Origin of the sequence: Uliginosibacterium gangwonense DSM 18521 (assembly GCF_000373965.1) — a bacterium.
GTDB classification, from domain to species: domain Bacteria; phylum Pseudomonadota; class Gammaproteobacteria; order Burkholderiales; family Rhodocyclaceae; genus Uliginosibacterium; species Uliginosibacterium gangwonense.
Genome location: NZ_KB892839.1, coordinates 131854 through 146851, shown reverse-complemented (window position 1 = coordinate 146851; position 14998 = coordinate 131854). Strand labels below are relative to the sequence as shown.

The following is a 14998-nucleotide window of genomic DNA, read 5'->3' as shown; positions in this document are numbered from 1 at the left end:
CTATAAATCAAACAGACTTATGGGCATTAAATCCTTTTAAAACATGGATTTTTCCACCATTTATCAACTTGTTTTATGAATGAATAAGGAGTATTTAAACTTCTTCTTTTTGGTATTGTAGCACCCGAATTTTGCAGTGCAACAAATAGAGACCATTCATACCGCACTACAAATCTGTTTTACGATCTACCTATCAATCCACCCTTTTGCGGCTAAACGCCCTTGCAGTAAGATCGTAGACCGTTTCCAATATCCCCTACTCCACCCTAGCAGACGAGATTGAAAATTATGGAATGCACAGTCAAATGGGCCGGCAACGCCCAATTCATCGCAGAAACAGGCAGCGGGCACGCACTTATCATGGAAGGAGCGGCGGACCTGGGCGGGAAAAATCTCGCCCCCCGCCCCATGGAGATGATCCTCGCGGGTGCGGGTGGATGCACGGCCTACGACGTGGTCCTGATCCTCAAACGTGGCCGCCATGCCGTGGAAGGCTGCGAAGTCAAACTGCAGGCCGAACGCGCAGAAATCGACCCCAAAGTCTTCACCAAGATCCATTACCACTACGTGGTCTCTGGTCGTAAACTCAAACCCGAGGTGGTTGAACGCGCCATCAAGCTCTCTGCAGACAAATATTGCTCAGCTTCCATCATGCTGGGCAAAACTGCAGAAATCACCCATGATTTTGAAATTGTAGAAACGAGTGAGCGTTCAGACAGCAACTGATTGACATTCGACTATGCCCCTACTGCCATACGGGGCACTGCTGAAAGCTGTAAGCGTCTCGAATAGTTCAGTGACTCACTGTTTGCAGATTGCATGTTCTCTGAACTTTATGCCGATGCTGAGCTTGGCAGGACTCAAACCAGAGACCCCACCATTGCAACAGACACTTCGCCTATCAAACCAGCAAGCCAAAGTTATCCTGCATCAACACAGATGCCCCTCTTCGTAGGGGCGTCTGAAATCAAAACAAGTTGAAAATGCAGGCTAGATTCTGAATGCTACGGTAGTCATCACCTTGGCAGCGAGCTTCATTGCGAAGCGCGCAGGCGCGGGGAGTTCCGCAGCGCCCAATTCCCGGGCCAGGGCGGCGTGCCCGGCTTCGTCCTGCTTCATCTGGTCCAGAATGGCTTTGGAGCGCAGATCATCCTCTGGCACCCGAGTCAAATGCCCTTGCAGATGTCGTTCAACCTGGGTTTCGGTTTCTGCCAGAAAACCCAGATTCCAGCGATCACCAAGAATGCCCGCAACCACGCCGATGCTCAGCGCCCCGCCATACCACAGGGGATTGAGGAGACTGGTACGCCCACCCATTTCCTCAATGCGTTGCTGGGTCCAGGCCAGATGCTCAACCTCTTCGTCAGCAGCATGGGCCAGCGATTGGCGCAGCGAAGCCTGCCGGGCCGTCATCGCCTGCCCCTGATAGAGCGCCTGGGCACACACCTCGCCCACATGATTGACCCGCATGAGTCCGGCGATTTCCTTGCGTTGGGCTTCGCTCAACTCACACTCAGGCAAACCTGTCCCTGGCACCGGGCGGGTGCTGGATGGGCGGGCCGCCAGGGTTTGCAGGGCACGGTCGAATTGAACGATGGCGTTATCCAGGTCAAGCATTGCCAACCTCTGGCGAAATCGACTCAGAAGACAGAGCGTAGCTCTTGGGCCGTTCGCGGATATCCCCTTGGAAAAGGATATCGGCCAACTCATTCAAGGCAAGCTTATATACACCGCGCTTGAATTCAATCACCGAATCAAGCGGCACCCAGAAGTTGGTCCACCGCCAGGCATCAAATTCGGGGTGACCACTGGCCCGCAGATTGATGGCCGTATCCTTGCTCAGCAAGCGGAGCAGGAACCAGATCTGCTTCTGTCCACGATAAGTGCTGCGCCATTCGCGCTTGATCCAATGCTTGGGCACGTCATAACGCAACCAATCGCGCGTGCGGGTAACCACCTGCACCTGCTCGGGACGCAAACCGACCTCCTCATGGAGCTCCCGGAACATAGCCTGCTCGGGGGTTTCCCCTTGCTTGATGCCCCCTTGCGGAAACTGCCAGGAATGTTCACGAATGCGCTTACCCCAGAACACCTCGTTGCGTGCGTTGATGATGACGATGCCGACATTGGGCCGGTATCCGTCCCTGTCGAGCATAACAACCACCTGAATATCATGAAGTTGAAGCAATTCTTTCACAGATTGCCCAACAATGAAACCACCTCGTGGCGAATCACGACATTTAACCGGAAGCTCAGGTACAATAATGGGTTATCTCTGCTTTTCAATGAAATCTGATCATGCGCGCCAGCCAGTTCTTCATCTCTACCCTCAAGGAAGCCCCCAACGACGCTGAGATCGTCAGCCATAAGCTGATGATGCGTGCTGGCCTCATCAAGAAGCTTGGTGCAGGCATCTATAACTACATGCCGATGGGGCTGCGGGTCATCCGCAAGGTGGAGAACATCATCCGTGAAGAGATGAACCGCGCTGGCGCGGTCGAGTTGCTGATGCCCATCGTACAGCCTGCCGAGCTGTGGCAGGAAACCGGCCGCTTCGAGAAGATGGGTCCCGAACTGCTGCGCTTCAAGGATCGCCATGAGCGTGACTTCGTGATGCAGCCGACCTCCGAAGAAGTCGTTACCGACATCGTGCGTCAGGAAGTGCGCAGCTACCGCCAATTGCCCAAGAACCTGTACCAGATCCAGACCAAGTTCCGCGACGAACGCCGCCCCCGCTTTGGCGTAATGCGTGGCCGCGAATTCACGATGAAGGATGCCTACTCCTTCCATGTGAGTTTTGAAGATCTGAAGCGCGAGTATCAGAACATGTTTGATACCTACTCGCGCATCTTCACCCGCCTGGGCCTGGAATTCCGCGCCGTGGCAGCAGATACCGGCGCGATTGGCGGCACAGGCTCACATGAATTTCACGTGATTGCCGAAACGGGTGAAGACGCCATCGCCTATTGCCCGGATTCCGATTTTGCTGCCAACGTGGAACTGGCCGAGGCCGTGGCACCAGCTACCGCCCGCCCTGCTCCGCAAGAGGCACTGAGCAAAATCCACACCCCCGGCATCAAGACCATCGAACAGCTGGCCAATTTCCTCAAGATTGATGCCACGCGCACCGCCAAGGCCGTCGTGGTGGAAGGCGATGATGGGGTGCCCGTCCTGCTGATACTGCGTGGTGACCATGAACTCAACGAAGTGAAGGCTGGCAAGCTCGCTGGCGTGTTCTCGCCGCTGCGTTTTGCCGCCCCCGCCTCGATCCGCGATGCGTTTGGTGCAGAACCCGGCTCGCTCGGCCCCATCGGCTTCAAAGGCCGCATCTACATGGATCGCACCGTTGCCGCGATGGCTGACTTTGTGATCGGCGCCAACGAAAGCGACTACCACTACACGGGTGCCAATATCGGGCGCGATTTCCCCGAGTGCGAGGTGGTGGATATCCGCAATGTGTTGGCGGGTGACCCCTCACCGGATGGCAAGGGGGAAATTGCCATTTGTCGCGGCATCGAAGTCGGCCATATCTTCCAGCTGCGCAAGCGCTATTCTGAAGCCATGGGCTGTAAGTTCATCGGCGAAGATGGCAAAGAGCAGGTCATGGAAATGGGCTGCTACGGCATCGGCGTCACCCGTATCGTGGCTGCAGCCATCGAACAGAACAACGACGAGCGCGGCATCATCTGGCCGGATGCCATCGCCCCCTTCCAACTGGTGATCGTACCGTTGGGCTGGAGCAAGTCTGAAGCGGTACGCGACACCGCTTTGGCCCTGTACAATGAATTGTCCGTAGCGGGGATCGAAGTGATTCTTGACGACCGTGATGAGCGCCCTGGTGTGATGTTTGCCGATTGGGAACTGATCGGCGTGCCGCACCGCGTGGTCATTGGTGACCGTGGTCTGAAAGAAGGCATGGCCGAGTATCAGGGCCGCCGTGACGCGGCCGCCGCCAAAATCGCTGTTGGCGAGATCGCCGCCCACGTCAAATCCAAGTTGCTCTAACCTGTACGCCTATGAAAGTTCTGCGCCTGCTCCCCTCTGTGCTGCTCTCAACTGTACTCCTGTTCAGCCAGGCAGCGCAGGCAGGCGCCCAACGTGAAGAAGTGCTTGCAGCCAGCGTACAGGCTGCCTTGCATAGTGCCGTGGCCGACATGGCCTCACCCGAGCCCGTGTTCACCAGCCAGGAAGCCAAGCTGCACTGGCTGGATGCCATGTCGCCCAAACTCGCCAAGCGCTTCCCAGACACAAAGGAGCGCGTCGATTTCCTCAAGACCGTGTATTACGAGGCCCAACGTGCCGGGCTGGACCCCCAGCTTGTGCTGGGCTTGATCCAGGTTGAAAGTGGCTTTCGCAAGTACGCAGTGTCCGGCGCGGGGGCTCGCGGGCTGATGCAGGTCATGCCCTTCTGGATTCGCTCGATTGGCAAACCAGATCAGGATCTGTTCCATCTGCGTACCAATCTGCGCTACGGCTGCACCATCCTGCGCTACTATCTGGACATTGAAAAGGGCAACCTCTTCCGTGCGCTGGGCCGCTATAACGGCAGCCTGGGTCGGCCTGAGTATCCCAACATGGTTCGTGCCGCCTGGCAAAAGAACTGGGACTATCAGCCCATGCGGTTTGCCCAGGCAGGCACGGGCGCCCCAACCCCCTGATCCCCTTTTTTACCGCATTCGGGCCTTTTCCAAAGGAGCCTGCTGCGGTCTATTGAGCTTTTGATGACTGACTCCAAACCACGCCGACTCTCTCTTCCCGCCAAAACCGAAGGCTCTGAGCGCGAAACACCGCGCCGCCCCATTCGTGGCGCCAACAAGGCACTGGAGGCACGTGACGGTTCCACACCCCGCCCACGTCCCCGCCCTCGCAATGAAGAGGAAAGAGGCCCGCGTAGGGATGACAGCCGTCGCCCCTATTCGGATGCGCGCTCAGGCCGGGAAGGTGATTCTCGCTCCGTTGATCGCTCCAACTTCCGTCGTGACGAACGCCCCATCCGCCCCTATGGCGAAGATCGGCCACGTTTTGGGGACCGTCCTGCCCGACCGCATGATGATGCCCCACGCGGTGAAGGCCGTCGTTTTGAGGGAGATCGTCGCCCGCGTACTGACTCCGATTCACGTTCTGGTGATCGCTCCAACTTCCGCCGTGATGAACGCCCCAGTCGCCCTCACGGCGAAGACCGGCCACGCTTTGGCGACCGCCCTGCCCGATCGAATGATGATGCTCCACGTGGCGAAGGTCGTCGCTCTGAGGGAGATCGTCGCCCGCGTACCGACTCCGATTCACGTTCTGGTGATCGCTCCAACTTCCGCCGTGACGAACGCCCCAGCCGTCCCTACGGTGAAGACCGCCCACGCTTTGGTGATCGTCGTCCAGACGGTGATGCCTCACGCAGTGAAGGGCGGCGCTTTGATGGAGATCGTCGCCCGCGTACAGATGTCGATTCGCGCACGGGTGAGCGCCCCAGCTTCCGTCGTGACGAACGTCCCAGTCGCCCCGCAGGCAAAGACCGCCCACGCTTTGGTGATCGCCCTGCCCGTTCGCACGATGATGCTCCACGCGGTGAAGGCCGCCGTTTTGACGGAGATCGTCGCCCACGCACCGATTCGGATTCTCGCTCTGGCGAGCGCCCCAGCTTCCGTCGTGACGAACGTCCAAGCAGCCCTCACGGCGAAGACCGCCCACGCTTTGATGACCGCCGTCCCGCTGGCGATACCCCACGCGGCGAAGGCCGCCGATTCAGCAGTGATCGACGTGATGAGGCGCCCCAATTCACCGAGGAACGCCGCAGCCCAAGCCGTTCGCCGCGCTTCCGGGAGGAAGAAGATAAATACCAGCGAACCGAGTATTCCAACAACGAAACCGCTCCCCGCGAAGAGCGCAAGGATTGGCGTTCGGAATGGCGCCCCCGCCAAGCTGAACGCCTCCCAAAACCTCGGGAAGATGATCAGGAAGGTTCTGTTCGCCTGTCCAAACGCATGACAGAACTGGGCCTGTGCTCGCGCCGGGAAGCCGACGAGTACATCGAGCGCGGCTGGGTCAAGGTGGATGGCGTGGTCGTGGATCAACTGGGAAGCAAGGTGCAGCCCGAACAGAAGATCGAGTTGAGCATCCAGGCGGAATCAGCGCAAAACCAACGCATCACCATCCTGATTAACAAGCCGATTGGTTATGTTTCCGGTCAGGCTGAAGATGGCTATGAGCCCGCCAGTGTCCTGGTCACCAATGAAAATCATTGGGAAGAAGACCCGTGCAAGATCCGTATCGAGTCACGCTTCCTGCGTAAGCTGGCCCCCGCAGGGCGCCTGGATATCGATTCCACTGGCCTGCTGGTTCTCACCCAGGATGGGCGAGTTGCCAAACAGATCATCGGGGAACGCAGCGAGGTGGAGAAGGAATACCTTGTGCGTGTGGAAGGCAATCTGAGCGCTGAAGGCATGAAGATGCTCAACCACGGGCTGGAACTGGATGGGGTCGAACTGATGCCCGCCAAAGTCAGCTGGCAAAATGAGGATCAGCTCCGCTTCGTGCTGCGCGAAGGGCGCAAGCGCCAGATCCGCCGGATGTGTGAGCTGGTGGGGCTGCGCGTTGTGGGCCTCAAGCGCATCCGCATTGGTCGCGTCACGCTCTCCAAACTACCCGTTGGCATGTGGCGCTATCTGGGCGAACACGAAGTATTTTGATCGCTCATGGCCGGAGGGGGTTCCTTTCCGGCCATTTTCAAACTAAAGCAGACTTCGCCATCTCGGTTGCGGAGCAATCGCAGGTGATAGCCTGCTGATTCGGCCAAACGCCCCGCCTGATACAAACCGATCCCCATCCCGCTATCTGAAGGCATGGGCGCCAAAAACAGGGATTCTGCCTGCGTAACAGCGATGGCAGCCCCGTCGTCACTCACCTCCAGTTCCCAGCCAGCGACATTCCCCGACAGTGTGACGGTGACCAACACGCCTGCTTTGCATAGAGCGTTTTCCAACAGGTTATCAAGCACGTTGTCAAATAATGCAGCGGGTATTTCACCGTCCAGATCACCTGTGGCATTGCCGCACCACACGATCATCTTATCGGCATAACGTTCCTGCTGACGCGGCCACCAGCGCGCCACTGCCTCCATGCGCATGCTCTGCGCACTGGGTTTGCGAATCCGGGCCGTAGCCTGTTCCAGACGTTCCACAATAACCGGCAATTGCTTGAGCAATAACTGATAGGCGCGATCATCCTTTGAGTCTTTTGCGGATATCACCGCAAAACACAAACCATGCAGAGATTGCAGCAGATTTTTGATCTCGTGTGTGACGCGTGCGCCCGTCTCATGGACCGCACGCAAGTAGGAATCTGCCTGCAACTGACGGGCCTGCAGCTTGGCAGCATGGATTTCCACCATCATCCGCAAACGCAGATTCAACTGCCAGAGCACAGTATTAGCCAGGGGCTGACGGGTAAAGGTTTGAATCACCAAGCCCCGATGCTCAAATCGATAGCCCTGCGCGCTTTCCTCACCACAAACCACCCATGCACCTGCCCCATACGCATAACGCATTCCACAGACACCATGCCAATGCAGCAAGCCCTGCGACATGCTACGCAGAAAGTTTTCAGGACTGATATCCTGCATGGCAAGATCCGCCAACTGATCCAACCATCGATCCAATGGCATATCGCCACCACCGGAGAGCATGCGGCGAGTCACCTCCAACCCCAAACCAGCCGAGCCGCCATGCGGCGCCCACAACCACGCCAAAATCAGCAGACAGGCCGCCATCAGCCCCAAGGCAGAAAACAGGGCGCTCAGATAATCAAGCTTATAGAGGAACATCAGCGCCAGTGCCCCCAGGATAATGCCCGTGAACACCAACACAATCAAAAGGCTGCCAACCAAGTCCATTTCGCCAGACTGCGCTGTTTCATCCTCTTGCAATGGCATCACCATAATGAGCAGAAAAAGTGGCCACACACCCCAGGCAGCTATCATAGTCAAGGCGCCACTTGTCTGCCCTTGAAGCTTGAGCAGCTCAGGCACCACCAGCCCCACCTGCCCGACCACCACGGCGACCAGTGCCAGCCAATAAGGTACCCGTGCCCTGGGCTGACTATGCACAAACAAACGCCCACCGATTGCGCCCGCCAGCATCAGGCTCCAGACCAGTACCATCCCCCAGGAAATAAAAACTCCGATCAAACCGATCAAAGCCACAATCCCCGCCAGCGTCCGGCCAGACACCTGATAATTGGGGCTGACCAAACGCTGCCACAGCAATACCAGCCCCAGGTGGACCAACAGTATCGCCTTACTCAAAGGCGTGGCAGGATCTTGCAGAAGCCCCAGGTGGAATGAGCCCAGTACCAGCAAAAGCATGAGCGTTTCGCGTTTGAGCCTCATGTGCGCGAACCTTTCCACTTTGCGTCAGTAAAAAACACAGGGCGCCATTCTTTCACCAGAACGTCAGAAATCTGACAGGCCATCAGGATCAGGAAGCCCAAAAGGGCAGAATTTTCTCTCCACATATCAGGCATTTTACTTGCTAATCCCCTATCATTCCGCCCCGTATGAGGGCGCTTGATCGCCTGGATTGTGGAGAATCAGAGAATGAAAAATTATCGCCTTGCCCGACACCAACAATCGGGCTTCACTTTGGTTGAAATCGCCATTGTGCTGGTCATTATCGGCCTGCTGCTCGGTGGCGTACTGAAAGGGCAGGAGCTGATCAACAGCGCCAAATCCAAGGCTGTGATCAGTGACTTCCGCAATACCGCCACCATGATTGCCGCTTACCAGGATCGTTTCCGCGCCCTGCCCGGCGATGACGCCAATGCTGCCAAGCATTTGAGCGGAGCAGTCAATGCAACCGGCACACCGGGCGACGGCCTAATTGGCGGAGTCTGGAATTCAAGCACAGCAACAGATGAGTCTGTACTGCTGTGGCAACATTTACGCTTGGCAGGCTTGGCGGCTGGCGATACAACAGACCCGGCAAGTGCCGCGTCCCTCACAGACTGGCTCCCCCGCAACACAGAAGGCGGGCGTATCGGCGTGCAAAGTACAGTCCCTGTAGCTGGGTGGCCGGGGCGCCTGTTCGTGTGTCAAAGCAATATTTCCGGGCGGATTGCCCAGCAGGTCGACACCACCATGGATGATGGCAGCTCAGACAAAGGCTCAGTGCGCTTCGGAATATCGAATAGCGATGGAACCATCACCCCGGTTGCCTCGTCATCTGCCCCCGCAGAAAGCACGCTTTACACTATCTGCGCCAGTTTCTAGGCTTCATTGCCTCAAACACATGGCCCCGTACTCCGGGGCCATGTGTTTTTCAGCCCCCTTTGAGCAAGAGCAACTCGGCTATCGCCAAATCCTCGGGCACACCCAGCAATACCAACACATCCCCGGACTCCAGGCTCGTATGCTCTTCCGGCGAAACACGGCGCACCCCTTTGCGACGGATGGAGACCACTTTTACGCCCAGAGGCTCCAGCACCAGATCACCCAGCGTTTTTCCTACCGCATAGGCCGCAGGCAAGAGGGTCAGGGAATGCAGCCGCTCCAGCAGAGCATCGGGGCGTTCATCCACGTCCGATGCGCCGACAAAGTATCCCCGCATGGTCTCATAACGCTGTGAGCGGATCACCCGCATGCGGCGGATCACCCGGCTCAAGGGCAGCCCGATCAGGGCCAATGTATGGGTTGCCAGCATGATGCCCGTCTCCAGGGTCTCTGGCACCACTTCAGCCGCCCCGTGCTCAAACAGTCGCTCCATGTCCCGTTCATCGCGCGCACGCGCCACTATGGAAATATCCGGGCGAGCCTGCTGCACATGGTGCATCACCTTTTCTGACGCCGCCGTGTCCTTATAAGAGATCACAACCGCACTTGCACGCATCAGCCCTGCGGCCACCAGGGTTTCATGGCGCACTGAGTCCCCATACACAACCGTGTCACCCGCCGCCGCCGCCTCCCGCACGCGGTCGGGGTCCAGATCAAGCGCCACATACCCAATGTTTTCCTGCTCCAGCAGGCGCGCCAGATACTGCCCGGTACGGCCATACCCACAAATGATCACATGGCGATCCGTTGCAATCGATTGCGCCGCCACGCGAGTCAACTCCATGGAGCGCAAAAGCCATTCGGACGCCACAAAGCGCAGCACGATTTTGTCGCTGGCGGCCACAATCAGGGGGGCGATCAGGAGCGAGAGCACCAAGGTCGCCATCACGATCTGCAAAACGCTATCGGGCACCAGCTTTACGTCCGAGATCATAGTCAGCAGCACGAAGCCAAACTCCCCGCCCGCACACAACCACAAACCAGACCGCACGGCAGCCCCCGCCTGCCCCTCCAGCCAACGGGAAGCCAGCGCCACCAGTACGAACTTGAAGGCAAGCATGATCAGCAACAGCCCCGCCACCCAGAGGAAATTGTGCAGAATGACCCCGCCATCGAGGAACATCCCCACGGTGACCATGAACAGCCCCAGGAGCACATCCCGAAATGGCTTGATGTCTTCCTCCACCTGGAAGCGGTATTCGGTTTCTGAAATCAACATTCCGCCCAGGAACGCCCCTAACGCGAGAGACAGGCCAGCACGCTCAGTCACCCAGGCCAAACCCAAGGTGATGAGCAACACATTCAACATGAACAGTTCAGAAGATTTGCGCCGGGCCACCACCAAGAACCAGCGCCGCATCAGGCGATGGCCGATATACAGGATCAGCGCCAACACACCCACTGTTTTCAGCGCGGCCATAGACAAGGTCGGCACCAAGCGATCAGCGGGTTCAGCCAAGGCAGGGATCAGGATCAACAAAGGCACCACGGCCAGATCCTGGAAAAGCAGCACACCAATTACCTGACGACCATGGGCCGACTCCAGCTCCAAGCGATCAACCAGCAACTTGGACAGCACCGCTGTAGAGGACATGGTCAACACACTGGCCACGGCAAAACTGCCAGCCCAGTTCAAACTCCAGAAACGCCCCAGCACTGTAAAGACCACCAAGGCCGTCAGCACCTGCAAGCCCCCCAGCCCCAACACAATACGCTTCATGGCAAACAAGCGCGGCAGGGAAAACTCCAGCCCGATGGAAAACATCAGGAACACCACACCGAACTCGGCCAGATAACGCACCTGCACGGTATCGGGAACCACTCCCGCCACATGCGGTCCGAGCACGCAACCGACCAGCAGGTAGCCAAGGACAGGCGGCAGGCTCAAGGCGCGAAAGGCAATGACCACGCAGACAGCCACAGCCAGAAGCACGAGCACGATTTCAAGGGTTCCATGCATGGGGTCGTTGTCTTTTTTCTGAAAATCAGGCCGCAAAGCAAACCAGGGATTGGGCTTACAGCTTTGCTATACTCTTTCACTAGTTTAACCGCTGCAAACCAATGAGCCAAAACCTCCAACAAAAACTGCCCAGAGGGCAGTATGAAATTCCCTCCAGCGCCGTTCTGCTGGACACAGCCCGTCGCGCCCTGCGCATCGAGTCTGAAGCAGTCGCGGCCCTTGCCGAACGCCTGGATGAACGCTTTGCCAGCGCCATACGCATCGTGCTCGAAAGCAAAGGGCGCGTCATCGTCAGCGGCGTAGGCAAGTCAGGACATATCGCCCGCAAAATTGCCGCCACCCTTGCTTCGACCGGCACCCTGGCCTACTACGTTCACCCTGGCGAGGCGGCCCACGGCGATCTTGGTATGATCGACCACAACGACGTATTCATAGGGCTTTCCTATTCAGGCGGCACAGAAGAACTCCTGACTATCGTCCCGATCATCAAGCGCTTGGGCGTCAAGATGATTGCCATCACCGGGCGGGATGACTCCCCCCTGGCAGAACTGGCCGATGTCCACCTGAACGCAGCCGTCACCGAAGAAGCCTGTCCGCATAATCTGGCCCCCACAGCCAGTACCACTGCCGCATTGGCGCTTGGTGATGCGTTGGCCGTGGCACTGCTGACGGCGCGTGGCTTCGGGCCGGATGATTTCGCCCGCTCCCACCCAGGTGGTGCCTTGGGGCGGCGGCTGCTCACCCGGGTACGGGATCTGATGCGCACAGGCGAAGAGCTTCCCCGCGTCCCCCCCACCGCCAGCTTCGCCGAAGCATTGTTGGAAATCTCTCGCAAAGGCATGGGGATGACCGCCATCTGCGACGACGACAGCCATGTACTGGGTATATTTACGGATGGTGACCTGCGCCGCCTGCTAGAGCGCATTGGCGACATCCGGAGCGTGTCCATTGCCGACGTGATGCACACCAACCCACGCGTGATCAGCCCTGAAGCGCTGGCCGTTGAAGCCGTGCAGATGATGGACAAATTCCACATCACCCAGGTACTGGTCTGCGATGCAGAGCGCAAACTGGTCGGAGCCCTGAATACGCACGACCTCATGGACGCGAAAGTCATCTGATGAGCCACGCCACAAACACTGCTGCCAAACTGCGCCTGATGGGCTTTGATGTGGATGGTGTACTCACAACGGGGGATCTGTATTTCACCCCCGCCGGAGACGAAATCAAGGTTTTCTCCAGCCTGGATGGTCATGGCCTGAAAATGCTGCAACAAGCAGGCATCAAAGTCGTCATCATCACCGGGCGCCAATCCGAAATGGTGGCGCGCCGTGCTGAAAACCTGGGGATCACCCGCATCTACCAAGGTGTTCACAACAAACGCGAGGTCATGCTCGAACTGGCCACCTCGCTTGGCCTGCAGCGTGAGCAGATCGGTTACATGGGAGACGATGTGGTAGACCTCCCCATCCTGCGCGCCTGTGGCTTTTCAGCCACCGTGGCCGATGGTCACGACTTTGTAAAACAGCACGTAGATTACTGCACCCTCAAAGGCGGCGGCAAAGGTGCCGTGCGCGAAGTGTGCGATCATATCCTGCGCACTCAGAACAAACTCGAAGCCATGCTGGAAGCCTACCTCGCATGATCAAACGCCTCAGCCACTTCTTTCCACTCGCTGTTGCCGCTTTTCTGGCCGCCTCCACCTATTGGCTGCAATTTGTGGTCAACAATGAACAAACATCCGGCTTGCGCAGTGACCCCCGGGCACCCGATGCGATTGTAGAGAAACTTGAACTCGACCACTTCAATGTCGACGGCAAGCACCAATTCCACCTCGTCGCCGACACAATGCAGCACTACGCAGAAAACGATACCGCCACCTTCACAGAGCCACGGCTGATATTCAACCGTGACCAGCGCGTCATGCACCTGAGTGCAAAGAGCGGGCACGGCTCAAACATGACCCGCGAAGTCACACTCAATGGCAATGTAGTCGCCACCCGTCAAATCACCAACGACCCCAAGATACAAGTGCTCAAGGCGGAGACGATGCTTGTTCGGGTAGACGACGAAATCGTTACAGCAGAAGGCCCTGTCACCATGACTCAGGGTGCCACCAAAATTGATGGTACGGGAGCAGAGTGGGACAATGTCCAAGGCACCCTGCGCATGCATCAAGTTGACGCAACACTGGAAAGTCCCACCCACGCAGGCAAGCGCTAAGCCATTGTCAAGCCCAATATTCCAAATAGAACCATCATGACTACCAAACAAACAGGTCTTGCATCCACTCCCTTATTGCGTGCCACACTGATTGCCATGCTGGCATACCTGCCCCACATAGCCTTGGCCGAACCCGCAGACCGCGACCAACCTGTGCGGATCAAGTCATCCACCTCATTCACCGATGACCGCAGTAAAACCCAGGTTTACCAAGGCAACGTCATCCTGACCCAAGGCACGCGCCAGATCCTCACCGACAAGCTCGAAGTCAAAGAAGACCCGGACGGCTATTACCAGGGCGTCGCCACAGGCGGTGCAGGTGGCTTGGCCCACTTCCGCGAAAAGCAGGAAGGGCGCAACGAATATATCGAAGGCGAAGCAGAACGCATCGAGTTTGACACCCGCAGCGAAAAAGCCAAACTCTTCGAGCGCGCCCACATCAAAAAATCCGACGGAGATGTACGCGGACGCTATATCGAGCGCGACGGCTATTCCGAAACCTTCCGCGTCACCAACGGCCCGAACGGAACCTCCATTTCGGGTGGCGAGCAGACTGAAGTCATTCTGCAACCCAAGCCCAAGGCAACAACCAAAAATACAAACAAAGAGCCTTCCAAACCTTAAGCATTTACACCGTTTAAAAAGCCACTCATTTTCTACAATGGGAAGTCCAAGCCATCGCAAGGTGGTTCGGACTTCCCATTTTTACATGCAAGCTTAAAAAAGCACAATGACGTATAAATTACTTAACCAGAAAATACTCCGGCGTGTCACGGCATGCCAAGCCATTTATTGATCTTGGTACGATTACGCAAACATGCGCACCACGATTGAATCAGGCATACCGTATATGTTAATTACATAAAATACAATCTCATTCTTCCTACCGCTTACATTCAAAGCTTCAAGTCAGAATACCGAAAATTCCGCTGCGTAAAACCCAAAGAGAAACACGCTCTGATGCTTCGCATAAAATACGGTTTCTTCGTAATGCCGAGTTACGCAGGAAAAACAACTCGTTATTCTAGCCTCACGTCAAGCACCGGTTCGGTTGGGTTTCTCCAGCAGGGGTTCAACACTCACTTGATCGCAAAGCGATGCTGACGAAGGTGTTCATTTCAGAACAGATGTACTGCGTACTTTAACTTTAGGAGATTGATCATGGCAGGAACCATTGTAGGCGCTTCCGGCGCAGCAGCTCTAGGCACATCCCTCGACACCAACGCAGCAATCGGCGCCATGCACTCAATGGCCCAACAAGGTGTCGCCCAGACCATCGCCACCGCCCAAGACCAACTGCAACTGTCCCTCGCTGCAGGTCTGGCCAACATCATGAAGGGTGTTGGCTCCAACATCAAGAGTGCTTCGCAAGGCGGCTAAGCATTACCGTTGGTATTCACCGCCACACATCTGTGTGGTCTGTTGCAAAGGCCGGTTGTGGCAAGCACTTTTTTCACAATCGGCCTGCTTCGCTTTGAGAAATTCCACCTCCATTT

The 14998-nt window shown here is 57.0% G+C and carries 14 protein-coding genes; 10 read left to right on the top strand and 4 right to left on the bottom strand.

All coding sequences use genetic code 11. The features are described from left to right. Positions 1-288 precede the first annotated feature (288 nt). Positions 289-726 (top strand): OsmC family protein, encoded by a 438-nt coding sequence (locus tag B145_RS0108860; RefSeq protein ID WP_018606738.1) that lies wholly within the window; start codon positions 289-291, stop codon positions 724-726. A gap of 264 nt (positions 727-990) precedes the next feature. Here B145_RS0108860 and coq7 read toward each other — a convergent pair whose 3' ends face one another. Next, positions 991-1617 (bottom strand): 2-polyprenyl-3-methyl-6-methoxy-1,4-benzoquinone monooxygenase, encoded by a 627-nt coding sequence (gene coq7, locus B145_RS0108855; RefSeq protein ID WP_018606736.1) that lies wholly within the window; start codon positions 1615-1617, stop codon positions 991-993. After that, on the bottom strand, positions 1610-2155 hold the full coding sequence (locus B145_RS0108850) for an RNA pyrophosphohydrolase (RefSeq protein ID WP_018606734.1): 546 nt from the start codon (positions 2153-2155) through the stop codon (positions 1610-1612). Before B145_RS0108850 ends, coq7 begins: the two co-directional genes overlap by 8 nt. A gap of 143 nt (positions 2156-2298) precedes the next feature. On the opposite strand from B145_RS0108850, the gene B145_RS0108845 reads away from it, so the two are divergent. From B145_RS0108845 to B145_RS28060, 3 genes are all read left to right on the top strand, one after another. Beyond that, the gene (locus B145_RS0108845; protein ID WP_018606733.1) at positions 2299-4005 is read left to right on the top strand and encodes a proline--tRNA ligase; all 1707 of its coding nucleotides are present in this window, start codon (positions 2299-2301) and stop codon (positions 4003-4005) included. Between the two features lie 11 nt (positions 4006-4016). Continuing rightward, a complete protein-coding gene (locus tag B145_RS0108840; RefSeq protein WP_018606732.1) occupies positions 4017-4658 on the top strand; it encodes a transglycosylase SLT domain-containing protein in 642 nt (213 codons plus the stop codon). Between the two features lie 63 nt (positions 4659-4721). Further along, on the top strand, positions 4722-6683 hold the full coding sequence (locus B145_RS28060) for a pseudouridine synthase (protein ID WP_083917693.1): 1962 nt from the start codon (positions 4722-4724) through the stop codon (positions 6681-6683). Here the strand turns inward: B145_RS28060 and B145_RS0108825 are convergent. Beyond that, positions 6656-8380, bottom strand: a complete 1725-nt coding sequence (locus tag B145_RS0108825) for a sensor histidine kinase (protein WP_018606729.1) — start codon at positions 8378-8380, stop codon at positions 6656-6658. The genes B145_RS28060 and B145_RS0108825 overlap by 28 nt on opposite strands. Positions 8381-8587: 207 nt before the next feature. Between B145_RS0108825 and B145_RS0108815 the strand changes: the two genes are divergently transcribed. Continuing rightward, a complete protein-coding gene (locus B145_RS0108815) occupies positions 8588-9259 on the top strand; it encodes a prepilin-type N-terminal cleavage/methylation domain-containing protein (RefSeq protein WP_018606727.1) in 672 nt (223 codons plus the stop codon). A 49-nt stretch (positions 9260-9308) separates the two neighbouring features. Here B145_RS0108815 and B145_RS0108810 read toward each other — a convergent pair whose 3' ends face one another. Beyond that, positions 9309-11279: a monovalent cation:proton antiporter family protein gene (locus B145_RS0108810; RefSeq protein ID WP_026258976.1), complete on the bottom strand. Its 1971-nt coding sequence runs from the start codon at positions 11277-11279 to the stop codon at positions 9309-9311. 101 nt (positions 11280-11380) lie between these two features. On the opposite strand from B145_RS0108810, the gene B145_RS0108805 reads away from it, so the two are divergent. The 5 genes from B145_RS0108805 (at position 11381) to B145_RS25005 (ending at position 14882) form a co-directional block, all read left to right on the top strand. Next, entirely contained in the window at positions 11381-12400 is a 1020-nt protein-coding gene (locus tag B145_RS0108805; protein WP_018606725.1) for a KpsF/GutQ family sugar-phosphate isomerase, read from the top strand. Further along, complete coding sequence (locus tag B145_RS0108800; protein WP_018606724.1) at positions 12400-12924, top strand: KdsC family phosphatase; 525 nt, start codon at positions 12400-12402, stop codon at positions 12922-12924. The genes B145_RS0108805 and B145_RS0108800 overlap by 1 nt, the downstream gene beginning before the upstream one ends. Next, on the top strand, positions 12921-13502 hold the full coding sequence (gene lptC, locus B145_RS0108795) for an LPS export ABC transporter periplasmic protein LptC (RefSeq protein ID WP_018606723.1): 582 nt from the start codon (positions 12921-12923) through the stop codon (positions 13500-13502). Before B145_RS0108800 ends, lptC begins: the two co-directional genes overlap by 4 nt. A 36-nt stretch (positions 13503-13538) precedes the next feature. Then, complete coding sequence (gene lptA / locus B145_RS0108790) at positions 13539-14126, top strand: lipopolysaccharide transport periplasmic protein LptA (protein ID WP_018606722.1); 588 nt, start codon at positions 13539-13541, stop codon at positions 14124-14126. A 537-nt stretch (positions 14127-14663) separates the two neighbouring features. Continuing rightward, positions 14664-14882 carry a hypothetical protein gene (locus B145_RS25005; RefSeq protein WP_018606721.1) on the top strand — a complete coding sequence of 73 codons (219 nt, stop codon included), beginning with the start codon at positions 14664-14666 and terminating at the stop codon, positions 14880-14882. The last annotated feature ends 116 nt before the right edge of the window (positions 14883-14998 follow it).

Coding starts and splice junctions, on each gene's coding strand:
- B145_RS0108860 (WP_018606738.1), top strand. CDS start 289: ATGGAATGCACAGTCAAATGGGCCGGCAACGCCCAATTCATCGCAGAA.
- coq7 (WP_018606736.1), bottom strand. CDS start 1,617: ATGCTTGACCTGGATAACGCCATCGTTCAATTCGACCGTGCCCTGCAA.
- B145_RS0108850 (WP_018606734.1), bottom strand. CDS start 2,155: ATGCTCGACAGGGACGGATACCGGCCCAATGTCGGCATCGTCATCATC.
- B145_RS0108845 (WP_018606733.1), top strand. CDS start 2,299: ATGCGCGCCAGCCAGTTCTTCATCTCTACCCTCAAGGAAGCCCCCAAC.
- B145_RS0108840 (WP_018606732.1), top strand. CDS start 4,017: ATGAAAGTTCTGCGCCTGCTCCCCTCTGTGCTGCTCTCAACTGTACTC.
- B145_RS28060 (WP_083917693.1), top strand. CDS start 4,722: ATGACTGACTCCAAACCACGCCGACTCTCTCTTCCCGCCAAAACCGAA.
- B145_RS0108825 (WP_018606729.1), bottom strand. CDS start 8,380: ATGAGGCTCAAACGCGAAACGCTCATGCTTTTGCTGGTACTGGGCTCA.
- B145_RS0108815 (WP_018606727.1), top strand. CDS start 8,588: ATGAAAAATTATCGCCTTGCCCGACACCAACAATCGGGCTTCACTTTG.
- B145_RS0108810 (WP_026258976.1), bottom strand. CDS start 11,279: ATGCATGGAACCCTTGAAATCGTGCTCGTGCTTCTGGCTGTGGCTGTC.
- B145_RS0108805 (WP_018606725.1), top strand. CDS start 11,381: ATGAGCCAAAACCTCCAACAAAAACTGCCCAGAGGGCAGTATGAAATT.
- B145_RS0108800 (WP_018606724.1), top strand. CDS start 12,400: ATGAGCCACGCCACAAACACTGCTGCCAAACTGCGCCTGATGGGCTTT.
- lptC (WP_018606723.1), top strand. CDS start 12,921: ATGATCAAACGCCTCAGCCACTTCTTTCCACTCGCTGTTGCCGCTTTT.
- lptA (WP_018606722.1), top strand. CDS start 13,539: ATGACTACCAAACAAACAGGTCTTGCATCCACTCCCTTATTGCGTGCC.
- B145_RS25005 (WP_018606721.1), top strand. CDS start 14,664: ATGGCAGGAACCATTGTAGGCGCTTCCGGCGCAGCAGCTCTAGGCACA.